This window comes from Sphingopyxis lindanitolerans (assembly GCF_002993885.1).
GTDB lineage: Bacteria > Pseudomonadota > Alphaproteobacteria > Sphingomonadales > Sphingomonadaceae > Sphingopyxis > Sphingopyxis lindanitolerans.
The window spans coordinates 191,685-217,056 of the sequence record NZ_CM009578.1 but is presented as its reverse complement, the minus strand read 5'-3'; the positions used below and the strand labels follow the sequence as shown (position 1 = coordinate 217,056).

The 25,372-nt window shown below is 65.2% G+C and carries 22 protein-coding genes and 1 tRNA gene; 9 read left to right on the top strand and 14 right to left on the bottom strand.

Annotation, left to right across the window (positions count from 1 at the left end; genetic code table 11):
• Window positions 1-145 precede the first annotated feature (145 nt).
• Complete coding sequence (gene mazG / locus CVO77_RS01085) at window positions 146-928, top strand: nucleoside triphosphate pyrophosphohydrolase (RefSeq protein ID WP_105997501.1); 783 nt, start codon at window positions 146-148, stop codon at window positions 926-928.
• Between the two features lie 115 nt (window positions 929-1,043).
• Here mazG and hflX read toward each other — a convergent pair whose 3' ends face one another.
• The 7 genes from hflX to dusB all read right to left on the bottom strand — a co-directional run bounded on the left by hflX (window position 1,044) and on the right by dusB (window position 10,288).
• Window positions 1,044-2,390, bottom strand: coding sequence for a GTPase HflX (hflX, locus tag CVO77_RS01080; RefSeq protein ID WP_105997500.1), 1,347 nt, complete (start codon window positions 2,388-2,390; stop codon window positions 1,044-1,046).
• Between the two features lie 8 nt (window positions 2,391-2,398).
• The gene (gene hfq / locus CVO77_RS01075; RefSeq protein ID WP_275541975.1) at window positions 2,399-2,911 is read right to left on the bottom strand and encodes an RNA chaperone Hfq; all 513 of its coding nucleotides are present in this window, start codon (window positions 2,909-2,911) and stop codon (window positions 2,399-2,401) included.
• A gap of 104 nt (window positions 2,912-3,015) precedes the next feature.
• The gene (ntrX, locus tag CVO77_RS01070) at window positions 3,016-4,395 is read right to left on the bottom strand and encodes a nitrogen assimilation response regulator NtrX (protein WP_105997498.1); all 1,380 of its coding nucleotides are present in this window, start codon (window positions 4,393-4,395) and stop codon (window positions 3,016-3,018) included.
• The gene (locus CVO77_RS01065; protein WP_242446055.1) at window positions 4,385-6,676 is read right to left on the bottom strand and encodes a sensor histidine kinase; all 2,292 of its coding nucleotides are present in this window, start codon (window positions 6,674-6,676) and stop codon (window positions 4,385-4,387) included. Before CVO77_RS01065 ends, ntrX begins: the two co-directional genes overlap by 11 nt.
• Before the next feature lie 92 nt (window positions 6,677-6,768).
• Complete coding sequence (locus CVO77_RS01060; protein WP_242446054.1) at window positions 6,769-8,199, bottom strand: sigma 54-interacting transcriptional regulator; 1,431 nt, start codon at window positions 8,197-8,199, stop codon at window positions 6,769-6,771.
• A complete protein-coding gene (locus tag CVO77_RS01055; RefSeq protein WP_105997496.1) occupies window positions 8,196-9,293 on the bottom strand; it encodes a two-component system sensor histidine kinase NtrB in 1,098 nt (365 codons plus the stop codon). The genes CVO77_RS01060 and CVO77_RS01055 overlap by 4 nt, the downstream gene beginning before the upstream one ends.
• Complete coding sequence (dusB, locus tag CVO77_RS01050) at window positions 9,290-10,288, bottom strand: tRNA dihydrouridine synthase DusB (RefSeq protein ID WP_105997495.1); 999 nt, start codon at window positions 10,286-10,288, stop codon at window positions 9,290-9,292. The genes CVO77_RS01055 and dusB overlap by 4 nt, the downstream gene beginning before the upstream one ends.
• 97 nt (window positions 10,289-10,385) lie before the next feature.
• Between dusB and CVO77_RS01045 the strand changes: the two genes are divergently transcribed.
• Both CVO77_RS01045 and CVO77_RS01040 read left to right on the top strand, forming a co-directional pair.
• Window positions 10,386-11,564, top strand: coding sequence for a bifunctional 2-C-methyl-D-erythritol 4-phosphate cytidylyltransferase/2-C-methyl-D-erythritol 2,4-cyclodiphosphate synthase (locus CVO77_RS01045; RefSeq protein ID WP_105997494.1), 1,179 nt, complete (start codon window positions 10,386-10,388; stop codon window positions 11,562-11,564).
• 12 nt (window positions 11,565-11,576) lie between these two features.
• Window positions 11,577-12,125, top strand: a complete 549-nt coding sequence (locus tag CVO77_RS01040) for a CinA family protein (protein WP_106000550.1) — start codon at window positions 11,577-11,579, stop codon at window positions 12,123-12,125.
• On the opposite strand, the gene CVO77_RS01035 is transcribed toward CVO77_RS01040, so the two are convergent.
• Window positions 12,068-12,547, bottom strand: a complete 480-nt coding sequence (locus tag CVO77_RS01035; RefSeq protein ID WP_105997493.1) for a type II toxin-antitoxin system RatA family toxin — start codon at window positions 12,545-12,547, stop codon at window positions 12,068-12,070. The two genes, CVO77_RS01040 and CVO77_RS01035, sit on opposite strands and share 58 nt — an antisense overlap.
• Window positions 12,548-13,489 (bottom strand): lipoyl synthase, encoded by a 942-nt coding sequence (gene lipA, locus CVO77_RS01030; protein WP_105997492.1) that lies wholly within the window; start codon window positions 13,487-13,489, stop codon window positions 12,548-12,550.
• 62 nt (window positions 13,490-13,551) lie between these two features.
• Between lipA and CVO77_RS01025 the strand changes: the two genes are divergently transcribed.
• Window positions 13,552-14,202 carry a carbonic anhydrase gene (locus tag CVO77_RS01025; RefSeq protein ID WP_105997491.1) on the top strand — a complete coding sequence of 217 codons (651 nt, stop codon included), beginning with the start codon at window positions 13,552-13,554 and terminating at the stop codon, window positions 14,200-14,202.
• A 7-nt stretch (window positions 14,203-14,209) separates the two neighbouring features.
• Here the strand turns inward: CVO77_RS01025 and CVO77_RS01020 are convergent, their stop codons facing one another.
• The gene (locus CVO77_RS01020; protein WP_242446053.1) at window positions 14,210-14,665 is read right to left on the bottom strand and encodes a PaaI family thioesterase; all 456 of its coding nucleotides are present in this window, start codon (window positions 14,663-14,665) and stop codon (window positions 14,210-14,212) included.
• Window positions 14,662-16,341, bottom strand: coding sequence for an energy-dependent translational throttle protein EttA (ettA, locus tag CVO77_RS01015; RefSeq protein WP_105997490.1), 1,680 nt, complete (start codon window positions 16,339-16,341; stop codon window positions 14,662-14,664). The genes CVO77_RS01020 and ettA overlap by 4 nt, the downstream gene beginning before the upstream one ends.
• A gap of 141 nt (window positions 16,342-16,482) precedes the next feature.
• On the opposite strand from ettA, the gene CVO77_RS01010 reads away from it, so the two are divergent.
• Both CVO77_RS01010 and CVO77_RS21180 read left to right on the top strand, forming a co-directional pair.
• Window positions 16,483-17,835 (top strand): M20/M25/M40 family metallo-hydrolase, encoded by a 1,353-nt coding sequence (locus CVO77_RS01010; protein ID WP_105997489.1) that lies wholly within the window; start codon window positions 16,483-16,485, stop codon window positions 17,833-17,835.
• Window positions 17,836-18,040: 205 nt separating this feature from the next.
• Window positions 18,041-18,442, top strand: a complete 402-nt coding sequence (locus CVO77_RS21180) for a hypothetical protein (protein ID WP_158257963.1) — start codon at window positions 18,041-18,043, stop codon at window positions 18,440-18,442.
• A 95-nt stretch (window positions 18,443-18,537) separates the two neighbouring features.
• On the opposite strand, the gene CVO77_RS01000 is transcribed toward CVO77_RS21180, so the two are convergent.
• From CVO77_RS01000 to CVO77_RS00990, 3 genes are all read right to left on the bottom strand, one after another.
• Window positions 18,538-18,614 (bottom strand) — tRNA-Pro (locus CVO77_RS01000).
• Between the two features lie 37 nt (window positions 18,615-18,651).
• Complete coding sequence (locus CVO77_RS00995; RefSeq protein WP_105997487.1) at window positions 18,652-20,127, bottom strand: M20 family peptidase; 1,476 nt, start codon at window positions 20,125-20,127, stop codon at window positions 18,652-18,654.
• Window positions 20,128-20,222: 95 nt separating this feature from the next.
• Window positions 20,223-21,014: a LytTR family DNA-binding domain-containing protein gene (locus tag CVO77_RS00990; RefSeq protein WP_242446207.1), complete on the bottom strand. Its 792-nt coding sequence runs from the start codon at window positions 21,012-21,014 to the stop codon at window positions 20,223-20,225.
• A gap of 343 nt (window positions 21,015-21,357) precedes the next feature.
• Here CVO77_RS00990 and CVO77_RS00985 point away from each other — a divergent pair, with 343 nt between their 5' ends.
• The 3 genes from CVO77_RS00985 to CVO77_RS00975 are packed head-to-tail and all read left to right on the top strand — an operon-like array spanning window position 21,358 to window position 25,353.
• Window positions 21,358-22,983, top strand: coding sequence for a carboxylesterase/lipase family protein (locus CVO77_RS00985; RefSeq protein ID WP_158257961.1), 1,626 nt, complete (start codon window positions 21,358-21,360; stop codon window positions 22,981-22,983).
• 53 nt (window positions 22,984-23,036) lie between these two features.
• Window positions 23,037-23,957, top strand: a complete 921-nt coding sequence (locus tag CVO77_RS00980; protein ID WP_105997484.1) for a DUF1838 family protein — start codon at window positions 23,037-23,039, stop codon at window positions 23,955-23,957.
• 4 nt (window positions 23,958-23,961) lie between these two features.
• Window positions 23,962-25,353 (top strand): flavin monoamine oxidase family protein, encoded by a 1,392-nt coding sequence (locus tag CVO77_RS00975; RefSeq protein WP_158257960.1) that lies wholly within the window; start codon window positions 23,962-23,964, stop codon window positions 25,351-25,353.
• The last annotated feature ends 19 nt before the right edge of the window (window positions 25,354-25,372 follow it).

Genomic DNA, 25,372 nt, shown 5'->3' with positions numbered 1-25,372 from the left:
ACCCGCGAGGTCGGAGGCGCTGACAATAACGTTCTAACCATTACTATTCTCCACAAGTAAAAGGGGAGCGGTCCGACGACGCTCCCCGAGTATTGTTAACCAGATATATTAAGTCATTACTTAATATATATTATCGGATAATTATATGCCCGAAGCCAACACCCCCGCGGCTCCGTCCCCCATCGACCGCCTGCTTGGCGTCATGGCACGGCTTCGCGACCCCGATGGTGGCTGCGAATGGGATCTGGCGCAGGATTTCGCAACGATCGCGCCCTATACGATCGAGGAAGCCTATGAGGTCGCCGACGCGATCACCGGCGGCGATCCGGCGGCGATCTGCGACGAACTTGGCGACTTGCTGCTCCAGGTCGTCTTTCACAGCCAGATTGCGACCGACGCCGGCCTGTTCGGTTTCGATGACGTCGCGACCGCGATCAGCGACAAGATGGAGCGCCGCCATCCGCATATCTTCGGTGACGCGGCGACCGGCGATGTCCGCGTCCAGTGGGAAGCGATCAAGGCGGCCGAGCGCGCGGCCGACGGCCCCAAAAGCGCGCTCGACGGCGTCGCGCTGTCGCTGCCGGCGCTGCTCCGCGCGCAAAAGCTGCAAGGCCGTGCCGCGCGCGTCGGTTTCGACTGGCCCGATGCCGAAGGACCGCGCGCCAAGATCGCCGAGGAACTTGATGAAGTCGTGGCGGCACCCGATGCGACCGCGCGCGCCGAAGAGATCGGCGACCTGCTCTTCGCGGTGGTCAATTATGCGCGCCACCTTGGCGTCGATGCCGAAAGTGCCTTGCGCGCCGCCAACGAGAAATTCGCTCGCCGCTTCCACGCCGTCGAGGAACGCGCAGGCCCCGATATCGCCGCGCAGTCGCTCGACACGCTCGAGGCGCATTGGCAGGCGGTCAAGGCGTCGGAACGGGCCTGATCCAGAGCATCGCGTATGGAACCTGCCCTCAATTCCGTTCGTGTCGAGCGAAGTCGAGACACGAGCGGGAAAGTAGGCGGGTGTTAAAACACCAACTCTCGATGCGTAGCGCCCGCTACCCATTCCCCTGCGGCCACAGCCGCTCGAACCGCGCCCGATCGGCGGGATCGAGCCGCACGGTCAGCACATGCCCCTCGTCCCCGGCGACATCCCCCAGCACCTCGCCGCGCGCGTGGAGCCATGCCATCGCCTCGCCCTGGTCAAAGGTCAGGAAGATACGCTCGACCCGGTGCCGCGCGGTCAATTGTGACGCCATGAGCGTCCGTGCCGCCTCGACCCCCTCGCCCGTCACTGCCGAGAGGACCGCGACGTCGCCGCGCCGGGCCGCCATCTCCTCGATCCGCGCCCGGGCGTCGGCATCGGCGGTGTCGATCTTGTTCCAGATTTCGATCTGGGGAACGGTGCGGGGGTCATCCTCCCCTTCCCTGTGCTTTCCGTCCGTTTCCTGGGGGCCATTGACGCCCAGCGAGTCGAGGATCGCGCGGACATCGTCATATTGCGCGTCGCTGTCGGGGTGCGCGATGTCGCGGACATGGACGATCAGGTCGGCGGTCGTGACCTCTTCCAGCGTTGCGCGGAACGCCGCGACCAGTTCGGTCGGCAGGTCGGAGACGAAACCGACGGTGTCCGACAGGATCGCCTTGTCGATCCCCGGCAGCCGGATTTCGCGCATCGTTGGGTCGAGCGTCGCGAACAGCATGTCTTCCGCCATGACGTCACTTCCGGTCAGGCGGTTGAAAAAGGTGGATTTTCCGGCGTTGGTATAGCCGACGAGCGCGATCACCGGCCAGGGTGCGCGCTGGCGCTTCGATCGCTGGAGCTGGCGGGTGCGGCGGGCATCGTCGAGCTGACGGCGGATGCGCGCCATCCGATTGCGGATCATCCGCCGATCGGCCTCGATCTGCGTTTCGCCCGGCCCGCCGAGGAAGCCGAAACCACCGCGCTGGCGCTCGAGATGCGTCCAACTCCGCACCAACCGCCCCGCCTGATAGTCGAGATGCGCCAGTTCGACCTGCAGCCGCCCCTCGGCCGTCGCCGCGCGCTCGCCAAAGATTTCGAGAATCAATCCCGTTCTATCAATGACTTTCGTCCCGAACTCGGTCTCAAGGTTGCGCTGCTGGATCGCGGTCAGTGCCGCATCGACGATGACGAGCTGCGCGGCACTTTCGACAACATCGGGCTTGATCGCCTCAATCTGCCCGACACCGATCAGCGTCGCGGCGCGCGTCTGCCGCAGCCGCAGCGTATGAACCGCCACCACGTCGAGCCCGATCGCCAGCGCCAGCCCCTTCGCTTCCTCGGCGCGCGCGTCGAGGTCGCGCGACAGCCGCTGCCCGTGCCATTCGGGCACGACCAACAGCGCGGCGGCGCCGCGGGTGACGTCATCCTCGCTGTCGTTCACAGCGTCGATCAGGCGGCGCCTTCTTCGTCGTCGCCATTGTCGGTGAGGTTGATCGGTCCGTTCGGCTGAACGGTCGAGATCGCATGCTTGTAGACGAGCTGGACCTGCCGCTCGCGTTCGAGCAGCATGCAGAACAGGTCAAAAGCGACGATGTCGCCCTGAAGCATCACCCCATTCACCAGGAACATCGTCACCGATTCATCCGACCGGCGCACCGCGTTGAGGAACACGTCCTGCAGCGCCTTGCCCTTGCTCGCCGGCGCCTCGCGAATGTCGTTACCCAGCGCCGCGAGGTCGAAGTCGTGCGACGGCATCACCGTCGAGATCGCATGCTTGTAGACGAGCTGCGACTGGCCGTCGCGGCGGAGCAGCAGCGAGAAATTGTCGAACCAGGTGATGATGCCCTGCAATTTGACGCCCTTGACGAGGAACATCGTCACCGGCGTCTTGGTCCGGCGCAGGGCGTTTAGGAAAAGATCCTGGAGATTCTGATTCTTGTCGGACATATTTGCCTCCTTGATTTTGGCGGTGATACCGCGAGTGCGATGCCCGTTTTCGGCGTTAGCGACCTACTTCGCACGCGTAATATGCGACAAAGCCCGGTGCAGGTCTAGCGCGAAAGCCGTCAGCCGTCGCCGTCGGGACTTTCGGTCAGTCCGAGCAGCTTGAGCTTGCGATGCAGCGCCGAACGCTCCATCCCGATGAAGGTCGCGGTGCGCGAAATATTGCCCGAAAAGCGGTTGATCTGGATGCGCAGATATTCGCGCTCGAAATTCTCGCGCGCTTCCTTGAGCGGGATCGCGGTAATCGATTCGCTGTTCGGCAAGATGTCGGCGCCGCCGCGGACCAGTTCCGCCGGCAGCATGTCGGCGTCGATGCGCCCCAGCCGATCGCTCGGCGCGAGGATCATCACCCTTTCGATGACGTTGCGCAGTTCGCGGACATTCCCCGGCCAGTCGTGCGCCTGGAGCGCCGCCATCGCCTCACCGCTGATCTCGGGCGGCGGTACGCGGCGGTCGGCGGCATAACGGCGGACGAAATGGTCACACAGGCTGGCGATATCGTCGCGGCGCTCACGCAGCGAGGGGATAGGCACCGGCACGACATTAAGCCGGTAATAGAGGTCTTCGCGGAACCGGTTTTCGGCGATCTCGACTATCAGGTCGCGCGCCGAGCCCGAAATGATGCGGACATCGACGCGGATCATCGTTCGCCCACCGACGCGCGTGAAACTCTGATCGGTCAGGACGCGAAGGATCTTGCCCTGCGTCGTCAGCGGCATGTCGGCGACCTCGTCGAGAAACAAGGTTCCGCCATGCGCCTGTTCGAGCAGGCCGACGCGGATCGATCCGTCCTCGGCCTCCGAGCCGAACAGTTCTAGCTCGACCGTCTCGGGATCCATGCGCGCCGACGAAATCACGCGGAAAGGCGCGTTATGCCGTCCGCTCCAGCCGTGGAGGACGCGTGCGGCGACTTCCTTGCCGACGCCCGGCGCCCCGGTGATGAGGACGCGGCTGCCCGTTCCGGCGACGCGCTTCAACGTGGCGCGGACATTGTTGATCGCCGCGCTGGTGCCGGTGAGTTCGTCCGACGGTCCCGCTTTCTCGCGCAGTTGCTCATATTCGAACTTCAGTCGCTCATTCTCGGTCGCGCGCGCGACAAGGTGGAGCAGCCGTTCGGCCTCGAACGGCTTTTCGATGAAGTCGAACGCGCCGCGGCGGATCGCCGCGACCGCGGTATCGAGGCCTCCGTGACCCGAAATGACGATGATCGGCAAGGTGGGGTCGAACGCCTTGATCGCCTCGACCAGTCCCAGCCCGTCGAGCCGCGAACCCTGGAGCCACACGTCGATCAGCGCGAGCGAGGGTCGACGTTGGCGGATCGCATCGAGCGCGGCGTCGCTGTCCGACGCGGTGCGCGCCTCATAGCCTTCGTCTTCCATGACACCGGCGACCAGGTCGCAAATGTCGCGTTCGTCGTCGACGATCAAGATATCAAGCGCCATATTCTTCTCTATCCTGCCGGTTCCGGACACGTCCCGGGACCGATTCCCCTTGCCCTGTTACCAATTCCCCCCCCTTGCCTGCCAACGACCGCAGTCGCTTGGGATGCAGGGTCAACGTCACACACGTGCCCCTTCCCGCCGGATTGTCGCGGAATTCGAGTTCGCCATAATGTTGCTCGACGATCTTCTTGACGATCGCGAGCCCCAGTCCCGTGCCGCCCTGCCGCGTCGTCATATAAGGCTCGGCAATCGTCTCGCGAGCCTGTGGGAGCCCGATTCCGTCGTCGCTGACCCGGATGACGATCGCGTCCCCCTCGCCTATCGCGAGTTCGGCATGGATATGGCCGATCGGCGGCGATGAATCATCATTTTCTTTTTCTTCGATCGCTTCGACCGCATTCTTGACGATATTCGTCAGTGCCTGCGACAACAGGCGGCGGTCGCAGACGAGCGGCTCGATCTCGTCGGGGGTTTTGACGCTGAACGCGATATCGGGCTTTGCCACCTCGAACAGAAACACGGCCTGGCGCAGAATGTCGCGAATATCCTCGACCCCGAAGGTCGGCTTGGGCATGCGCGCGAAGCTTGAAAATTCATCGACCATGCGGCGCATGTCGTGCACCTGGCGGACGATCGTGTCGGTGAGGCGGCGGAAGGTCGGTGCGTCGCCTTCGACCTTTTCACCGAAACGGCGCTGGAGTCGCTCGGCGGCGAGTTGAATCGGGGTCAGTGGGTTCTTGATCTCGTGCGCGATGCGCCGCGCGACATCGGACCAGGCGGCGCGGCGCTGATCGAGCAGTTGCTGCGTGATGTCCTCGAAGCTCAGCACGAAACCATCGTCCTGCGCGACCGCCTTGGCGGCCAGCGTCGCGGGCTCGGTGTCCCGCCGCACGAGTTGGACGACGCCTTCGCGTTCACCGCTGGTCAGCAGGCGTGCGAGTTCGGGCGCGACATCGGCGAGCGGCTGGCCGGTAAGGTCCGCGGCGCTTTGCCCGATCAGCCTCTCCGCCGCGGCGTTGGCGAGCAGGATGCGGTGATCCGCATCGACCGAGACGACCGCCGACGACACCCCGCTCAGCACCGCTTCGATGAAACTTCGCCGCGCTTCGAGCTGGGCGTTGACGCTGACGAGTGCGCCCGTCTGGCCTTCGAGCTGCTCGGTCATGCGGTTGAACGCGCGGGTCAGCACCGCGATCTCGTCGTCGCGCGCCGGGGGCGTCACGCGCACCGACAAATCGCCCCCCGCCGCCGTTCGCGTCGCTCCGATCAATGTGCCGAGCGGCCGCACGATGCGGTCGGCAACGACGATAGCCGCCACCACCGCGAGCGCCAGCAGCAGCAAGGAGCCGAGGTAGAGCGCGCCGTTGAACTGCAATTGAAGCTGCTGTGATCGCTCGAACAGGTCGTTATAATCGGCCAGGACGTTGCCGGCGCGGATCGACTGCGAAAAGCCGGGGACGTTGAAATCCCGCGACGCATAGACATAGGCGTTGTGCGATCCGGGAAGCCGTGTCGCGGCCTCGATCCGATCCGCCCGGCGAATGACGACGACATCCTCGCCTGCTTCGAGCCGGTGAAGCATGGCGGGCGTCAGGCGCTTGTCGGCCGCGCGGCTGTCGGGCGCGACCGCCGTGGCCGTGCGCGCGATCCCGTCGGGTCCGATCTCGATGATCGCCGATTCGTTGAGGCTGCGAACGACGACCTGCTGGAAATAATAATTGGCAAAGTCACGCCCGTTGATCGGCGCCTTGGCAAGATAGTCGCTGAGATCCTGCGCCATCACGGTCGTGTTGGCGCCGACTTCGCGCTGGTTTTCTTGATAATAGCCTTCGGCCAGGCTCGCCGCATTCTCAAACATCCCGCGCGAACGGTCGGAGAACCAGAAATCGACGCCGAACTGGAACAGCAGCGAGGCGAAGATGACGACCAGCAGGGTCGGCGTCGCCGCGAGCAGCGAGAAGAGCGCCACCAGCCGGACGTGCAGGCGGCCATTGCCCCCCGCCATCGAACGCATCGCGCGCGCGCGCGCGATGCGGCTGCCGACGAGCACGATCAGCGCCATCGCCGGCACGAGATTGACGACCATGATCGCGGCAACGAGTGCAGGCGTCAGCAGCCTTTCGCTCTGCGCGTCGCCGGTGACGAAGATATAGGTCGCGATCGCAACGCTGATGATGATCGCCAGCGTGTAATATTCGGGCGCCGCAAAGTGCCAGCCGCGCGAGTCTGCGGCCAGCTCGGCAGAATCGCTTTCGCTACTGAGGGACGCGGCGGGCTTCATTGTTGCTCTGCTACGACAATCCTGTTGCATAGAAAACACACAAAGCGCAGACGCGCGCCGATATGTGCGCATTTTGCCGTTGGTGCGAAGCGTCAGGGCCGCGCGGGATCGATGGCGAGCTGCCCCAGGCGCTTGCGCAGCGTATTGCGATTGATCCCCAGCCGGCGCGCGGCCTCGAGCTGGTTGCCGCCCACTTCGCGCAATGTCCGGCGCAGCAGCGCGGTTTCGACGATCGCTTCGAGCATGCTGTGTATCTCCCCATCCCGATCGGATGCGGAAAGCGTCTCGCGCGCCCAATCATCGACCGCGCGCGCGATCAGGTCGGCGGGCGCGGTGATCGCCGCGCTCTCACCATGGTCGCGCAGCACTGCCTCGACATCGCGCGCGCCGACCGAGGTGTCGCGCGAGAGCACGGCGAGGCGCTGGACGACGTTCCCCAACTCGCGAACATTGCCCGGCCAGTCGTGGCGTTCGAGAAGCTGCATCGCCGCCGGAGCAAACTGGCGGTCGGGGAGCCCCGCCCGGCGCCCCGCATCGACGAAATGGCGGACAAGCGCCGCGATGTCGCTGCGCCGATCACGAAGCGGCGGTAGTGTCACCGGAATGACATTGAGCCGATAGAACAGATCCTCGCGAAAGCGCCCGTCGGCAACGAGCGTGCGCATGTCGCGATGGGTCGCGGCGACGACGCGCACGTCGGCGCGCAGCGCCTGGCTACCGCCGACGGTCGAATATTCGTTGCTCTGCAACACGCGCAGCAGCCGCGTCTGCGCTTCAAGCGGCATGTCGCCGATCTCGTCGAGAAACAGGGTCCCCCCCGCCGCCTGTTCGAACCGGCCCGCATTACGGCTGGTCGCGCCGGTGAAGGCGCCTTTTTCGTGGCCGAACAGTTCGGCCTCGATCAGTTCGCGCGGAATCGCTGCCATGTTGATCGCGACGAACGGACCGCTGCGCCGCAATCCCGTCGCATGGATCGCGCGCGCGACGACCTCCTTGCCGGTGCCCGATTCGCCGAGGATAAGGACGGCGAGGTCATTGGTCGCGAGCCGCGCGATGGTGCGGTACACCGCCTGCATTGCGGGCGCGCGGCCGACGAGCCCATGGCTGTCGGCCTGCGCCGGGTCGGTCTTGACCGCCGGTTGGTTGCTCCGTTCGAGTGCGGCGCGAACGCTGGCGGTCAGTTCCTCGAGGTCGAAGGGCTTGGGCAGATAATCGTAACTGCCGATCCCCGTCGCGCGGACCGCGGTGTCGAGGGTATTCTGCGCCGACAGGACGATCACCGGCGTATCGGGATCGATGCCCGCGCCGGGCAGCGAGTCGATGCCGTCGCCGTCCGGCAGCACGACGTCGGTAATGATCAGGTCGGCGCGGTTGTCGGCAAGCCAGGCGTTGCGCTCGCTTATGCCCGAAACCGAGGCGAATGTGCCGCATTCGCCAGCCAGCGCCTCGCGGATGATCAGCGCGATCGCCGGATCATCCTCGACGAGCAGGATCGTCTTGCCGCCCGCGTCTCCCGGCATCATTGTGCGCGCTCCTTTCGCGCTGTCGCGGCAGGCAGGTGAACGCGAAAGCGCGTCCAGTCGCCGTCGCGGACGTGCTGCGCCGTCCCACCCATGTCGCGCGCGAGCTTGGCGACGAGCGCGAGGCCCAGTCCCCTGCCCTCGCGCTTGGTGGTCACGAACGGATCGAACAGGTCGCCGCGAATATCGGCGGGAACGCCGGGGCCATTGTCGCTGACGCTGACCTCGATCGGCAACGCGATGCGGCCGCGACCGTCATCCTGGTCGATCGACAGGCCATGGCGATAGGCGGTGGCGATCCGCAGGATGCCGTCATCGCGTCCGCCAAGCGCTTCACACCCATTTGTAATCAGGTTCAAAAATATCTGGACCAGCGCATCATGATTGCCATGCACCATGGGCAGCGAGGGGTCGAAATCCTCCACGAAGCCGATGCCGGGAAATTGGCGCGCGCGTGCGGTTTCCATCGCCTGGTGGATCGGCTGATACAGGTTGATCGGGCCGCAGGCGATCGGCTGTCCGCGCGAAAAATGCTCCATCTGGTCGATCAGCGTCGTGATCCGGTCGACTTCGGCGCAGATCAAAGTCGTGAAGCGCTCGCCGCTCGCATCGGCCTTGCGCGCAAGAAGCTGCGCCGCGCCCTTGATGCCCGCGAGCGGATTCTTGATCTCGTGCGCGAGCATCGAGGCAGCCGCGCCGGCCGCGCGGCCAGAGCGGCCGATCGCGCCGCCCATCAGATCGGCATCGCTCTGTGACGGCACCAGCGTCAGGATGCGGTGGCCGCTGCGACCATATGGAACGAGCTGCATATCGACGAAGGCCGACCGCCGCCCGCCGAGGGTGATCTCGGCGCGATGCGCAAAAAGCGCTGGAGTCGCGGGGTCGTTCATCCGCTGGCGATAGCCGCGGTCCATGCCGATCAGCTCGTCGACGACACGCCCGACCATCGCTCCTCGGCCGGTGTTGCAAAGCTGCTCAGCGGCGGCATTGACGAACAGCACCACCCCGCCCTTGTCGATCAGCAGCGTGGCGACGGGATGCGACTGGATGATCTCGTCATGGTCGAACGTCGGAATGCTCGACGTCGGCGCGCTCACGCAGCGGCCTTGCTCAGATACGGCGCGTAAAATTGTTCGAGCGCGTCGAGCACGCCGCGGCTGTCGGGGATCTGGTTGACCTTGTTGCGAAACTCGGCCGAACCCGGCAGCCCCTTGACGTACCAGCCCAAATGCTTGCGCGCCATATTGACCCCGGTCATTTCACCATAATGATCAAGCATTGCCCGATAATGAGTTGTAATGATTTCATATTGTTCGTCGATGCCGGGGTCGGGGCGCTCGCTCTCCCCGCGCAGCGCCGCCATCACCTGACCGAGCAGCCATGGTCGGCCATAAGCCCCGCGACCGATCATCACGCCGTCGGCGCCGCTCTGCACGATCGCGGTTCGCGCATCGTCGGCCGAGCAGATGTCGCCGTTGACGATGACGGGGACCGATACCGCATCCTTGACCGTGCGGACGAAGGCCCAGTCGGCGGTGCCGCGATACATCTGGTTGCGCGTGCGGCCGTGCACGGTGACCAGCTTCGCGCCCAGATCCTCGGCGATATGCGCGAGTTCGGGCGCGTTCAGGCTGTCAACGTCCCAGCCCATCCGCATCTTGACGGTCACCGGCACCGACACCGCCTTGACGCAGGCATCGATCAGCGTGGCGGCGAGCTTCAGGTCGCGCATCAGGGCCGATCCCGCGTCGCCGCTCGTGACCTTGCGCACCGGGCAACCCATGTTGATGTCGATGATCGCCGCGCCCCGATCTTCGTTAAGCTTCGCCGCTTCGCCCATTTCATGGGGGGTGCAGCCGACGAGTTGCATCGACACCGGTTCCTCGACCGGATGCCACGCCGCTTTCTGGATCGACTGGCGCGTTTCGCGGATCGCAGCCTGGCTCGCGATCATCTCGGTGACGTTGAGCCCCGAGCCATAGCGGCGGACGAGCGTGCGGAAGGGCATGTCGGAGACGCCCGTCATCGGCGCAAGGATCACCGGATCCGCGATGGTGATGGGACCGATCTGAATGGGCCGCAGCGGCGCCATGGCGGGGAGCTTTCGTTTAAATTGCCTAAAATTTAAGCAGCCCCTACACGCTAAGCTGCTTTCCCGCAAGGCGCGGCTGCGCTAACCGGCGCGCATCATGAGCGAGTCCGCCCCTTTCTCCGCCCCGCGCGTCGCGGCCATATTGCTCGCCGGCGGTCAGGGGACACGCGCCGGGTTCGACCGGCCCAAGCAGCTCGAACGGCTTGGCGGCAAGCCGGTGCTGCGCTGGAGTCTCGACGCCTTCGCCGCGCATCCGGCGATCTTCGCGGGCGTGCTGGTGGCGAATGATGACGTCATGGCGGCCATCGGAGCCTTGCCCGAAGGCTGGATTTCCGCCGTTCCCGGCGCCGAACGCCAGCAATCGGTTGCCCATGCGCTTGCCGCACTCGCCGATTGGGAAGAAGAAGCGCTCATTCTCGTCCACGATGCCGCGCGGCCCGGAGTGAGCGCCGACGTCATCGATCGGTTACTCGCCGCCTTGCAGGACAGCGATGCCGCGACCCCCACGCTACCGGTTCCCGATACGCTGGTCGAACAGGCGGCGGGAAACGTCGGCGATGCGGTCGATCGCGCCGCTCTCGCGCGGGTTCAGACCCCGCAGGGCTTCCGGCTCGGCACCTTGCGCCGCGCCCACGCCGCCGCGGCGGGTGAAGCCGCGACCGACGATGCGCAGCTCGTCCGCCGCCTGGGCATTGCCGTTGCGGCGGTCGCCGGTGACGCGCGGCTTCATAAGCTGACATATGCCGACGATATGGCGATCCTTTCCGGACTCTTGGGGACAGCGATGATGATGCGAACCGCGGTGGGCATGGGCTATGATGTCCACCGCCTTGTGGCGGGCAATCCGCTGTGGATCGGCGGGATAGAAATTGCCCATAGTCATGGGCTTGAGGGCCATAGCGATGCCGACGTCGCGCTCCATGCGATCACCGATGCGATTCTCGGCGCGCTCGCCGATGGCGATATCGGCGACCATTTCCCGCCGAGTGACCCGCAATGGCGCGGCGCCGCTTCGCACCGCTTCCTTGCGTTCGCTGCCGACCGCGTCGCCGCGCGCGGCGGGCGGATCGATCATGTCGACCTGACGATCATCGCCGAAGCCCCCAGGATCGGCCCGCACCGTCCGGCAATCCGCGCCCGCATCGCCGAAATCCTTGCGATTCCGCTGGACCGCGTTAGTGTGAAGGCGACAACGACCGAGCGGCTGGGCTTTACCGGCCGTCGCGAAGGGATCGCCGCGCAGGCGATCGCCACCCTATCACTTCCGGAGAATTGAACCTTGTCGTCGATCGTCGAAACGCGCCAGACCGCGCGTGAAGAGGCCGCCCTGTCCGTTCTCGCCGCCAACCGCGCCGCAGAGCGTAAGGTCGCGGTGGCCGAAAGCTGCACCGGCGGCATGGTGTCGGCGGCGCTGACCGATATAGCGGGCAGTTCGGACGTGTTCAGCGCCGGCTTCATCACCTATTCGGGCGAAGCCAAGAAGCATCAACTCGACGTAAGTGGCGAAATATTGGAGACTTTCGGCGAGGTCTCGCTCGCGACCGCCTGGGCGATGGCGGCGGGCGTGCTGGCCAACAGCGACGCCGATGTCGCGGTCGCGATCACCGGCATCGCCGGGCCGGGCGGCGGGTCGGAAAAGAAGCCGGTTGGCCAGGTCGTCTTTGCCCGCGCGCTGCGCGGGCAGGACCCCGACGATTATTTCACCCAGCGAGTCCAGTTCGACTCGAAGGACCGCGCCGCCATCCGCCACGCTGCGACCCTGTTCGCGCTCGACCTGCTTCAGCCCGACAAGGATTCGCTGCGGCCGTCGGAGGATATCGAGCTTCCGGCGCCGTAAAGGTCGCCCGCCCGCGCCTCGAACGCGGCGATCATCTTGCGAAGCGCCTTGTCGAACATCTGGCCCGCGAGCGTTTCGAAGACGCGGTTGCGGAACGAGAAATCGACCATGAAATCGACGCGACAGCCGCCCGCTGCGAGCGGCGCGAAATGCCATTCGTTGCTGAGATGTTTCATCGGGCCGTCGATGTAGCTGACCGTCACCGCACGCGGCCGCTCCTTGTGGACGCGGCACGAAAAGCTTTCGCGCAGCCCCTTGAAGCCGACGATCATGTCGGCGAGCGCTTCCCTCTCGCTGTCGCTGCGGACGCGGAGTGCGACGATCCACGGCAGGAATTCGGGATAGCGCGCGATATCGGTGACGAGCGCGAACATCTGTTCGTCGCTGTAGGGAAGCTCGCGTGTTTCGTGGTGCCTTGGCAATCAGTCGGCCCTTGCACGCGCCAGTTGCTCGTCGCGCGCGGCGCGCATCATCGCGAAATCGTCACCGGCGTGATAGCTCGACCGGGTGAGCGGCGACGAGGCGACCTGCAGGAACCCCTTGGCGCGCGCGATCTGGGCATAGGCGTCGAATGCCTGCGGCGTCACGAAGTCGATCACCTTCGTATGGCGCGGTGTCGGTTGCAGATATTGGCCCATCGTCATGAAATCGATGTCGGCGCTGCGCATGTCGTCCATTACCTGATGAACCTCCATCCGCTCCTCGCCGAGGCCGAGCATGATCCCCGATTTGGTGAAGATCGACGGATCGCGGCGCTTGACGCTTTCGAGCAGGCGCAGCGACGCATAATAGCGCGCGCCGGGCCGGATCGTCGGATAGAGCCGCGGGACGGTCTCCAGATTATGGTTATAGACGTCGGGGCGCGCATCGACGATCGCCGCGACCGCGCTTTCGGGCTTGTTGCGAAAATCGGGCGTCAGGATTTCGATCGTCGTCTGCGGCGTTTCGCGGCGCAGCGCCTGAATGACCTTGACGAACTGGCTGGCGCCGCCGTCAGGCAGGTCGTCGCGGTCGACCGAGGTGATGACGATATGGCTCAGCCCCATCTTCGCCGCCGCGATCGCCGTATGTTCGGGCTCGAGCGGGTCTACGGGACGCGGCATCCCGGTCTTGACGTTGCAGAAGGCGCAGGCACGGGTGCAGGTGTCGCCGAGGATCATCACCGTCGCATGCTTTTTCGTCCAGCATTCGCCGATGTTCGGACAGGCGGCTTCCTCGCACACCGTATGAAGATTGAGTTCGCGCATCAGCTTGCGCGTTTCGGCATAGCCGGGACTGGTCGGTGCCTTGACGCGAATCCAGTCGGGCTTGCGGGGGCGCTGAAGCGGCTGGGGCGGCTGGGGCGGCTGTGCGGGAGCGTTCATGCCGCCCACATAGACATGCGTCCCGCTCTTCTCAACAGCGCATCTTCTGCTAAAGCGCGCGCATGACTCACTTTGCCGATTTGCTCGAAGGCTATGCCCGGTTCCGCGCTACGGGGTGGGAAGGGCAGCGAGAGCGATGGGAGCAACTGGCAGAGGGGCAGTCGCCAAAGGTGATGATTATCGCCTGTTCGGACAGCCGGGTCGAACCGGCGCAGATTTTCGACACCCACCCCGGCGAAGTGTTCGTCGTCCGCAACGTCGGTGCTCTGGTCCCCCCGTTCGAAACCACGCCCGGCCGCCACGGTGTGTCATCGGCGCTGGAATTTGCGGTGCAGATCTTGCGGGTCGAGGAAATCGTCGTGCTGGGCCATGGCATGTGCGGAGGCTGTCATGCCGCGCTGCATCGGACGATGGCAGGTGCGGAACCCGGGCATGGCGGATTCATCGCCGACTGGATTTCGATGCTGGATGACGCGAGCGCCGCGGTGCGCGCGCGGCACGCCGACCTGCACAGCCCGGCAGCACGGCGCGACATGGAATTTGCCGCGGTTCGGGTCAGCCTGGCCAATTTGCGGACCTTCCCCTGCATCGAGCAAAAGGAAGCCAAGGGACGGCTGCGGCTGCGCGGCGCGCTGTTCGCGGTCAGCGACGGCATATTGCATCTGCTGGACGAACAGACCGATCGATTTTCGCGGTTCGACTGGAAAGCGTGAAACCCGATCAGGGAATCGCGTAGGTCACGTTCGCCTGGCCGACGGGCTTGTCGGCATCGTCGGTAAAGATGCGGATATCCATCACCGCCAGCCTTTTGCCGAGTCGCAGCAGATGCGCGTCGGCGAACAGCGGGCCGGGCCGGCACGGGCGCAGGAACTGGTAATTGAGCGCGCTGGTCACCGCCATCGCGACCGGGCCGATATGCGCGAGAACAAGCGCATAGGCCGCCATGTCGGCGAACCCCATCTGGGTCGGGCCCGAGATCAGCCCGCCGGGGCGCAGCGCCTGTTCATTGGGGTCGATCCGGGCGCGGACATGGCCCGGCGCCGCCGAAACGACATGGCCGCGCGACCCCGGCTTCGAATGCGGGAAAGCGTCCGTCAGGAAGGCGTTGAGCGCATCGGCGCCCATGCGGATCGCGCTCGACGAAATCGGCGCCTCCCCCGCCCCGCCGCCGGTCACCGCGTCAGCTTCTTGTAGCTGGTGGCGTGCGGGCGGGTTGCGCCGTCGCCGAGACGGCGGATCTTGTCCTCTTCATAGGCCTCGAAATTGCCCTCGAACCATTCGACATGGCTGTCGCCCTCGAACGCGAGGATATGCGTCGCAAGGCGATCGAGAAAGAAGCGGTCATGGCTGATGACCACCGCGCAGCCCGCGAAATTCTCGAGCGCTTCTTCAAGCGCGGCGAGGGTTTCGGTGTCGAGGTCGTTGGTCGGTTCGTCGAGCAGGAGGACGTTGCCCCCCTCCTTGAGCATCTTGGCGAGATGGACGCGGTTGCGCTCGCCGCCCGAGAGTTGCCCGACCTTCTTCTGCTGGTCGACGCCCTTGAAGTTGAACGCGCCGACATAGGCGCGTGTCTGCATCTCGTGCTTGCCGATGTTCATCAGTTCGTGGCCGCCCGAGATTTCCTGCCAGACATTATTGTCGGGTTTCAGATCGTCGCGGCTCTGATCGACGAAGCCGAGGCGCACCGTGTCACCGATGATCACGTCGCCGCTGTCGGGGGTTTCCTGGCCGGTGATCAGCTTGAACAGCGTCGACTTGCCCGCACCGTTCGGCCCGATGACGCCGACGATGCCGCCCGGCGGCAGCGTGAAGGACAGGTCTTCAAAGAGCAATTTGTCGCCATAGGCCTTTGATATTCCCGCGACCTCGATCACCTTGCCGCCAAGGCGTTCGGGAATCTGGATGACGATCTGCGCCTTGCCGGGGGTGCGCTTTTCCTGTGCCTCGACGAGTTGATCGAACGATTTGATACGCGCCTTCGATTTGGCCTGACGCGCCTTGGGGCTTTGCCGGATCCATTCGAGTTCGTCCTTGATCGCCTTCTGGCGACCCTGGTCCTCGCGCGCTTCCTGCTCGAGTCGCTTGCCCTTCTTTTCGAGGTAGGTCGAATAATTGCCTTCATAGACAAAATAGCGGCCGCGATCGAGTTCGAGGATCCAGTTCACGACATTGTCGAGGAAATAGCGGTCGTGGGTAACGAGGATGACGTTGCCCGGATAGTCGACCAGATGCTTTTCGAGCCACGCGACGCTTTCGGCGTCGAGGTGGTTGGTCGGTTCGTCGAGCAGCAGGATCGACGGCTTTTCGAGCAGCAGGCGGGTGAGCGCGATGCGGCGCTTTTCCCCGCCAGAGAGATTCTCGACGCCCCAGTCGCCGGGCGGGCAGCGCAGCGCCTCCATCGCGATTTCGAGCTGATTGTCGAGTGTCCAGCCGTCGACCGCATCGATCTTTTCCTGGAGCGTGCCCATTTCCTCCATGAGCGCGTCGAAATCGGCGTCGGCGGGCGGATCGGCCATCAGCGCGCTGATCTCGTTGAAGCGGTCCATCATGTCGGCGACCGGGCGAACCCCGTCCATGACATTTTCCTTGACCGTCTTGCTTGGGTCGAGCTGGGGTTCCTGCGCCAGATAACCGACGCTGATCCCCTCACCCGGCCAGGCTTCGCCGGTGAACTCCTTGTCGATGCCCGCCATGATCTTCATCAGCGTCGACTTGCCGGTGCCGTTCGGACCGACGATGCCGATCTTGGCGTCGGGATAGAATTGCAGGCTCAAATCCTTGAGCGTCGGCTTTTGCGCGCCGGGATAGGTCTTCGACAAACCCTTCATCACGAAACTATATTGGGCGGCCATCGATGTGCTCCGAATATGAGGCTGAGCCGCGCGCACGCGGCCGGATGCGTTGCGCGCCGGTTAGCGAAAGGGTGCGGGATTGGCAATCGATTGGGCAATCGAGGCTTGCGAGGGGCAAAGATCAGCCGCTAGAACCGCGTCATGACACGCGCCGCCATCGCAGCCCGCCTGACGGGCTTCGCCGCCCTGCTCCTCGCCGCCTCCGCCGGCGCCACCGACCGCGCCCAGGCGAGCGACGATCCGGCCTGGGCGATCACCGAGGATCTGACGACCGAAATCGGCCCGCGTCCGGCGGGGAGCGATCGCGAGGCCGCAGCGCGGCGCTGGGCGGTCGAACGGCTGAAGGCCATGGGCTTCGCCAATGTCCGCGAGGAAGCCTATCGGATGCCGGTGTGGCAGCGCGGCGAGGAAGCGGCGTGGCTCACCGCGCCGTTTCTGCCGCAACAACTGACCGTCGTGGGCCTCGGCAACAGCGGCGCGACCGGGGCGCAGGGGATCGAGGCCGAGATCGTCTATTTCGAAAGCTATGACGCACTGGCCGCCGCGCCCGACAGCGCGGTGAAGGGCAAGATCGTCTTCGTCGATAATCAAATGAAAGCCGCACAGGACGGCAGCGGCTATGGCTATTTCGGGCGCGGGCGCTTCATCGGGCCGAATGTCGCGGCCAAAAAGGGCGCGCTCGCCATCGTCATCCGCTCGATCGGCACGGACAGCCATCGCATTGCTCACGCCGGGGTCACCAATTTCGCGGACGGCGTGACTCCGATCCCGGCCGCCGCGCTTTCCAACCCCGACGCCGACCAACTCGTCCGCCAATGGCGCCGCCACCCCGGCGCGCTGCGCCTGAAACTGCTGCTGACGCCGCGCCGGCTGGAGCAACAGGCATCGGGCAATGTGATCGCCGAAGTGCCGGGCAGCGACCCCGCCGCGAGTCCCGTGATCCTTGCCTGCCATCTCGATAGCTGGGACCAGGGCACCGGCGCGATCGATGACGCTGCGGGGTGCGGTATCATCACCGCGGCGGCGAAGCATGTCATGGCGGCAGGCCAGCCCCGCCGCACGATCCGCATCCTCTGGGCAGGCGCCGAAGAAGTTGGCGGGTTCGGCGGCAAGGCCTATTTCGATGCCCATGGCAAGGAACGCCATGCCGCGGCGCTCGAGTCCGATTTCGGTGCCGACCGGGTGTGGCGCGTCGATTTCAAGCTGCCCGACAGCGCCAAGCCGCTCACCGACCGGATCGCCGCGGCGCTCGCGCCCCTCGGCATCACGCGCGGCAAGGATCCGGCGAGCGGCGGCACCGACATCGGCGCGCTGGTCGCGGCGGGAACCCCGGTCATCGACCTGCAACAGGACGGCACCCGCTATTTCGACATTCACCACACGCCCGACGACACGCTCGACAAGGTCGATCCGGCGCAATTGCGGCAAAATGTCGCCGCCTGGACCGCGACTTTGGCGATTCTCGCGAACAGCAGCGATTCCGAGCTTCCCTGATTGTTTCGGGGAAATGACAGTTTTCGGCCTTCGCGGGACATCTCAATTATTTTTGTTGACGATTCACGCGGAAAGGCTAAATCCCGCCGCTCGCGGGACGGGAAAGTTTCCCCAGCGCGGAATGGCATTTTAGGGAGCCCACACATCATGAAGAAGTTTGCTGCTATCGCCGTTGCTGCCAGCATGTTCGCCCTCGCCGCTTGCGGTGAAAAGGCTGCTGACGAAGCTGCTACCACCGACGCCCCGGCCGCTGAAGCGGTTGCGGAAGAAGGCGCTGACGCCGCTGCTGCTGGCGCTGACGCCGCCGCTGCCGGCGCCGACGCTGCCGCCACGGGTGCCGACGCTGCTGCCGCTCCGGCCGCTGCCGACGCTGCTGCTGCTCCGGCCGCTGCTGCTGCTCCGGCCGCTGACGCTGCTGCTGCTCCGGCTGAAGCCAAGAAGTAAGTCGCGGCCCTTCGGGGCAATGACCGAAACGAACAAGGGCGGTCTTCCTTCGGGAAGGCCGCCTTTTTCGTTGCCCGAGCGAAGCGATCCGGTGCGGTTACCGCACGCTCTTGGATGGCACCGCCGCTTCGCTCCTCGCAAGGGCGATTCCAGCACATTCTAAAGATGAAACGCAGATCAGCGCGCGGGGCGCAGGAGCGTCTTCGCTCGGCCGCCTGGGCGGCGGATGCCACGCGGACATCCGCCATTTCCTGAAATTGGTCGGGGAGACAGGATTCGAACCTGCGACATCTTGCTCCCAAAGCAAGCGCGCTACCGGGCTGCGCCACTCCCCGACCGTGCGGGCGCCTTAGACAGGCTGGAGCGCCGAGTCTATCCCGCTGATGTCGCGATCAGCCGCGCATAGAAATCGATCATCCGTTTGAAGCTGTCGACCTCCATATGCTCGTTGGTGCCGTGGATCATCGCGGCCCCCTTCAGCGTGAAATGCATCGGCATGAAGCGATAGACGTCCTCGGACACCGGCTCCATGCTGCGGCTGTCGGTGGCCGCGACGACCAGGGTCGGGGTCAGCACCGCGTCGGGCGCATCGGCGCGCGCCGCAGCGGCGATCCATTTCCAGCCCTGCGATTTCGTTGACGAGACGCGCGAGGGCTCGCGCGGCGGCTTGACCCAGGCCAGATCGACCTTCGCGTCGCCGACGGCCTCCTTCGCGCGCGCCATGACGTCGGCCGAACTGTTCCACGGCGCGATGCGATAGTTGATCAGCGCATTGGCCGATTGCGGCAGGACATTTTCCTTGGGACTGCCTTCGAGCATCGTCGGCGCGATCGTCGTGTGGAAGGCCGCCGCCGTGGACGGCGTCGCCGAAAGCTGGCGCTTGAGCAGCGGGCCGAACAGCCACGAGTTGGCGACCGCCATCTTGGTCGTCCCGCCCTTCTTGGCCGCGAGCGCTTCGATCATCAACGCGCCGGGGCCGCGGATTTCCATCGGGAAAGGCTTGTCGGCGATGGCGAGAACCGCCCTGGCGAGCGTCGTGACGCCGGTTTCGGCAGGCGGCATCGAGCTGTGGCCGCCAGGTGCGTTCGCCGTTACCTTCAACGTGCCATAGCCTTTTTCGGCGATGCCGATCATGATCGCGGGGCCGTCGATGACCGGGGTGTCGGTCAGCACGATGCTGCCCTCGTCGAGGGTGTAGATCGCCTTCACGCCCTCCGCCTTCAGCTTGGCCGCCGCCGCGACCGCGCCCGATCCGCCGGCTTCCTCATCGTGACCCGAGACGAGATAGAGGCCGCGTTTCGGCTTGAAGCCGGATTTCGCGAGCGCGTCGATCGCCTCGAACAGCCCGACGAGCGAGCCCTTGTCGTCGACGGTGCCGCGGCCCCACACCGCATTTTCGGCGATCGTCCCCGCGAAGGGCGGATATTTCCAGTCGCCCTCGGTCCCCGGCGTCACCGGTACGACATCCTGATGCGCCATCAGGATGACCGGGGCGAGCGAGGTATCGCTGCCCGGCCAATGATAGATGAGCGTCTTGTTCGGCAGGACCGTGCGCGTCATCGCGCCGTGCGCGGCGGGGTAGGTCGAGGCGAGCCAGGCCTGCAACCGGTCCCATTCGGCGAGCTGGTTCTCGGCCGGATCCTGGTTCGACACGGTGCGGATCTGCGCCGCTTCGCTGAGGTGGCGGACGGCGGCGTCGAGATCATAGGGCACGGTGGCGGCAAGCCGGATATCGCTTCCATCGGCGACGTTCGCGGGCGCAAAGCCGGCGGTGCGCACCGCGACCGTTGCCGCTGCGATGGCGACGACCGCCACACCGCCCAAAATGATGATCCCGCGCTTACGCATATGACTCTCCCCTTCTCGGATTTTCAGAAGACCGCGAATGGTTTAGATTTGCAACCCAATTCAACGGCCATGATGGCCGCACCGGCTCGGATGCTTCACGCCAATCCCAACATGCGGATATGGCGTTCGAACGATGAGCAAAAGGAGCGGCTGACGGGCAATTCCAATCCGTTCGACAGCCGAACGAGGCCCGCATGCCCGGCACGACGAAACGCCCTGATTGCGTCGTCCGCGACCCAGATCGAGCGATGAATCTGCATTCCCGCCACAGGATGCGCCATCATGATCGCGTCCGACAGACGGAGCAGCGTCATGCCCTCCCCTGCGTCGGTATAAATGCGAACATAATGATCCTCTGCCCGGATCGCGAGAAGTCGACCGCGTTCCGCGGGCGCCACCCGGTCGAAGAGTTGCGGCATGGCCTTGACCGGCCGTTCGTCGCGTCCCCCCGCGCGCGCCTCTGCCCCCGGCACGTCGTAACGATACCGCGGAATTCCCAATAGGCGGTCGAATATATAGTTGAGCGCCACCCAACTGATGGTTCCTGGTGCCAGGTTGCGGAAGAAGCGATCGAGCGATTGCCATTCGAGGCGCAGCGGCGCGGGCTGACCGAAATCCGGGCCCGGCACCTGAAAACTGTGCGCGAGCGAGAGGATTTCGGCAATCGGCCGATGCAGCAGCAAGGCGGCGATAATCGGTCCCGCAAGCGTGATCGCCCATAGGGGCGGCCGCCATCTTGCGCACAGCCGATATATGAGCGTGCTTCCAAAGGCAGCGGAAAGCCAGCCGACGATCACCGTCGCGCTCCAGAAGAACAGCGACAGGATCAGGCTGGAATCGAGGCCCGTCGTCACCCGGAACAGCGCCAGCGGCAACGCGAGCAACACAAGCGGCAAGATGACATATAGCAGCAAGCTTGGCTGAACCGGCACCCGGCCTATCGGGAGCGTCGTCGGCGCGGGAATGCCCATTGCTTCGAACCTCTATCGATTGTGGCGCCAACTGGCGCCAGATTTCGTCAGCGACCCCGCTTCGCCAACGGCCATCGAATGGCGTTCCACGCACCTTCCCTGGCCGTTCACGTATAAATTCCCGCTGCCGTGGCCGACCGCGAAAACGGGTCTGCTCATCGTTGCGATTGTCCGTAAATTTGTCCAGTCAAATTTAGATCGACCGCGAGCGCGGATCGCCGTGGCGGAATGGCCGATAAACAAAGGGGTGGAATGTCTGATGGATGATCGATCGGGGCCTGCGCGCGAATGCAATCGGCGCCCAGGGGTCTTCGGCTATCTTTCCCGTTCGCTGCTGTTCGCTTCGGCATTGATCCTCGCGACGGCTTCGCAGGCAGGTCAGGCCGGTTCGGCAAAGACGGTGGTCGCGACGGCCGGCGGCAAGGTGTCCGGCGTGACCCGCGACAAGGCCGTCGTCTATTGGAACATTCCCTATGCGACCGCCGAGCGCTGGGAAGCGCCACGGCCGGCCGCGCGCTGGCGCGACATTCGCAAGGAACAGCGGCCGGGAGCGATCTGCCCGCAAAAGGCCGAGGGCGGCCCGTTGCAGGGTTGGGCGCAAAGCGAAGACTGCCTCAGCCTCAACGTCTGGGTGCCGCGCGGCCATCATGCCGGGCCGCTTCCCGTCATGGTCTGGATTCACGGCGGCGCCTTTCGCTTCGGAAGCGGCGGCACCCCGATCTACGATGGCGATGCGATCGCCGCGCAAGACGTCATTCTGGTGACGATCAACTATCGGCTCGGCCTGCTCGGCCGCTTCGCCCATCCCGACCTGTCGCGCGAACAGGCTGGCGGGCCGCGCGCCGACTATGGCCTGATGGACCAGATCGCCGCGCTGCAATGGGTCAGGGACAATATCGGCGCGTTCGGCGGCGACGCCGCGAATGTGACGATCTTCGGCTATTCGGCCGGCGGCGTCGCGGTCAATTATCTGATGACGGCGCCGAGCGCGCGCGGACTGTTCGCCAAGGCGATCGCGCAAAGCGGCGGGCTGGAGATCGACACGACCCGGCATATTTCGGAGCCGCGCCCCGGCCCGCTCGGCAAGCCGCTCGAAAGCGAAGGGCTCGCGGTTGCCGCGCATTTCGGCAGCGCCGATACGCCGATGCCGCTTGCGAAACTGCACCGGATCCCGGCCGCCGACCTGGTCGATTATCAGGAAAAGACGCTGATCGGGTCGCTGAACCCGGTCGTCGATGGCGTTCTGATTCCCGACGATATCGGACGCAGCTTTCGCGACGGCAAGCAGGCGCCGGTGCCCTATATGGCCGGATCGACGAGCTGGGAGGCGAGCCTGCTGCACTATGCGACGCCGCCGGTTCCGCCGCGCGCGATCCTTTACGGCATCGGCGATGTCGAAGCGGCGCGCGCCGCGTTCGGCGGTCTCGACGATGCCGCGCTCGCGCAGGCCTGGTTCGCCAATTCGGTGTTTCTCGGCACCGCGCGCTATCTGACCAACGCCAGCGCAAAGGTCGGGCAGCCGGCCTGGCTTTATTATTTCGACTATCTTCCAAAGGCGGTCCGCGGCACCGTGCCCGGCGTCGCGCATGGCGACGAAGTTCCCTATATTTTCGGCACGCTGCCCGGAAAGAGCCGGGTCACCCCCGCCGATGCGGTGACCGATGACGACCGCGCCGTCGCGGCGCTGATGACCGCTTACTGGACGAATTTCGCCAAGCGCGGGAACCCGAACGCCGAGGGGCTGCCCGCATTGGCGCGCCGGGTGGTTGGCGACAATGGCATGAACATCCTCGACGCCAACCCCCGCGTCGATCCGCATTTCATGGAACAGTCGATGCTGTTCCTCGACGGCTATTACGAGCGCCGCATGGCTGGCTCGAAATAGCGTCTCGTCATGCAATCTTCATCTTACCCCTATCCCACCTCGAGGAGTTTTCTATGGTCCGTTCGCTGTTGCTCGCCGGTTGCGCTTTCGGGATGGCGGCGATGACGACCGCTGCCGATGCCCGTATTCTCGACCCCGCCAAAGCCGAGGACGCGCTGGAAATCGGCAAGCGCACCCAGTGCGGCATCGGCGATCAACCTGCGGTGATGCACTGGTCGGGCAAGATTTACGCGCGCGTTCAGGGCGAACCCGATCGCCACCTGTTCGACGGCGAGGGCATGAATATTCGCCGGTGCGTCCCGGTGAGCGACCCGAAGCGTGGCGAGGGTTATCGCATGGTCAGCCGTGAAATCATGCTGTTCACCGACCCCCGGACCGGCGCGATCCTTCGCGAATGGAAAAATCCCTGGACCGGCGAGACGGTCGAGGTGATGCACATCGCCAACGACCCCGTGAACATGCGCCCGAACTTTCCGCTCGACGCCGACGGCAAGCCGGTGCCGCCGATGACGCTGAAGCGGATGGGCGAATGGGTGCTGATGCCGCTCGAAGTGCCGCTCTTCTATCCCAATCCACTCGCCGGTGCCTATCAGGATTATGTCGGCAACCAATATCACGCGATGGAAATTTTCGATTTCGTCGCGCGGGCCGACGAGTTGCTCGATACGCGGCATCCGACCGCCTATCCTGCGGTATCGTGGGTCCGCCTTTCGGACTGGATGCCGTGGATGAAGATGGGCGGGCGCCAGGGGCAGATCGTGTTCAACGCGATGGGCGCGAAACTGAAAAGCTATGACGAACTGCCCAAACTGCTGAAGGACGAAATCGCCGCCAGCTATCCCGACTATACCGCCGCGCCGCCCGCCGACGATCAGCGTCCGAACGCGACGACCTGGACGGAATTCAAGAAAAAGATCGACACCGAACGCGCCGCGCGGGGTCCGGCAGCGGCGCAGCCTGCAGGCCATCCCTGAAATGATGTCGCGCCGTGATGTGCTGGTCGCCGGCGGCGTCGCAGCCTTGGCCTGTACGTCGGCGCGCGCGCGAAGCGCGATCGAAGCCGATGTCGTCGTCATCGGCGCCGGATTGAGCGGCCTTCATGCCGCCGCGATGCTCGAGGCGGCGGGTGCGAAAACCATCGTCATCGAAGGCGCCGATCGCGTCGGCGGCCGCGCGCATACGCTCGACGATCTGCCAGGCCATCCCGATGCCGGCGGCATCCAGGTCGGCAGCTTCTATACGCGCCTGATCACGGTCGCCCAAAGGCTGGGGGTGGCGCTGCAACCCGGCGGGGAATTCGATCGGTCGGCGCTATATGTCGTTCGCGGCCAGACGGTCGCTCAGGGGGATTGGCCGACCTCCGCCGCGAACCGGCTGGTCGGTCCCGAACGCGCGATACCGCCGATGGCCCTCGCCCCCGCGCTGGGCCGCCGGATGGGGCATCTTCCCGATACGGCGGCGTGGATGACCGCCGCTGGGCAAAAGCTCGACATCCCCTATGGCACCGCCTTGAAAGCGGCGGGGGCGAGCGACGAGGCGATCCGCCTGATCGCCGCCAACCTCGGCAGCGGCGACATCAACGCGGTGTCGGCGCTGAATGCCGCGCGATCGGCGGCGATTTTCCAGTCGGCCGGTCCCGATGCGTCGCTCCGCGTCATTACCGGCGGCTCGCAGCGACTGCCCGAGGCGATGGCCGCCGCGTTGAGGTCGGACCTTCGGCTCGGCCAGTTGGTGACTGGAATTTCCGAAGGCGCCGATCAGGTCCGCATCGACCTTGCGAGCGGCCGCGCAATCGCCGCGCGCCACGTCATCTGCACGATTCCCTTTGCCGCGCTGCGGCCGTTGGGGCTTTCTGGGGCTTCGGCCGAGGCGATGAAGCCGGTGATCGCGGGCCTGCCCTACACCCACGCAAGCTTTGCCTATCTGTCGGCCAGCGCGCCTTTCTGGAACCAGGACGGCCTTCCGCGCACGATCTGGAGCGACGACCCGCTGATTGGCCGCGTCTTCGTGCTGGGCGACGATCCGGCGATGCTCAAGGTCTGGCTCAGTGGCCCCGATGCCGATGCGATCGACCGGCTGACGCCCGCCGACGCGGGCGCCGCGATCATCGCCCGCCTCGAAACCGCACGCCCGTCGGCGCAAGGCAAGCTGCGGCTCGAACGCATGTTCAGCTGGCAGCGCGATCCGCTAGCGCGCGGCGTTTTCCATCATCTCGGCGCCGGACAATGGCCGCTGCTGACCCGCGCCGTGACGGCGACCGGCCAGCGCCTGCACTTCGCGGGCGATCATCTCGCGCAATTGGCGTCGGGATTGGAGGGAGCGCTCGAATCGGGCGAGCGCGCGGCAAAGACCGTCATCGAAAAGCTTTAGAGAAAATTATTTCGTTAAA

Bases quoted from the DNA above. Each gene is read 5' to 3' on its own strand.
- mazG (WP_105997501.1), top strand. From the start codon at position 146: ATGCCCGAAGCCAACACCCCCGCGGCTCCGTCCCCCATCGACCGCCTG.
- ntrX (WP_105997498.1), bottom strand. From the start codon at position 4,395: ATGGCGCTTGATATCTTGATCGTCGACGACGAACGCGACATTTGCGAC.
- CVO77_RS01065 (WP_242446055.1), bottom strand. From the start codon at position 6,676: ATGAAGCCCGCCGCGTCCCTCAGTAGCGAAAGCGATTCTGCCGAGCTG.
- CVO77_RS01060 (WP_242446054.1), bottom strand. From the start codon at position 8,199: ATGATGCCGGGAGACGCGGGCGGCAAGACGATCCTGCTCGTCGAGGAT.
- dusB (WP_105997495.1), bottom strand. From the start codon at position 10,288: ATGGCGCCGCTGCGGCCCATTCAGATCGGTCCCATCACCATCGCGGAT.
- CVO77_RS01045 (WP_105997494.1), top strand. From the start codon at position 10,386: ATGAGCGAGTCCGCCCCTTTCTCCGCCCCGCGCGTCGCGGCCATATTG.
- lipA (WP_105997492.1), bottom strand. From the start codon at position 13,489: ATGAACGCTCCCGCACAGCCGCCCCAGCCGCCCCAGCCGCTTCAGCGC.
- CVO77_RS01025 (WP_105997491.1), top strand. From the start codon at position 13,552: ATGACTCACTTTGCCGATTTGCTCGAAGGCTATGCCCGGTTCCGCGCT.
- ettA (WP_105997490.1), bottom strand. From the start codon at position 16,341: ATGGCCGCCCAATATAGTTTCGTGATGAAGGGTTTGTCGAAGACCTAT.
- CVO77_RS01010 (WP_105997489.1), top strand. From the start codon at position 16,483: ATGACACGCGCCGCCATCGCAGCCCGCCTGACGGGCTTCGCCGCCCTG.
- CVO77_RS00995 (WP_105997487.1), bottom strand. From the start codon at position 20,127: ATGCGTAAGCGCGGGATCATCATTTTGGGCGGTGTGGCGGTCGTCGCC.
- CVO77_RS00985 (WP_158257961.1), top strand. From the start codon at position 21,358: ATGGATGATCGATCGGGGCCTGCGCGCGAATGCAATCGGCGCCCAGGG.
- CVO77_RS00980 (WP_105997484.1), top strand. From the start codon at position 23,037: ATGGTCCGTTCGCTGTTGCTCGCCGGTTGCGCTTTCGGGATGGCGGCG.
- CVO77_RS00975 (WP_158257960.1), top strand. From the start codon at position 23,962: ATGTCGCGCCGTGATGTGCTGGTCGCCGGCGGCGTCGCAGCCTTGGCC.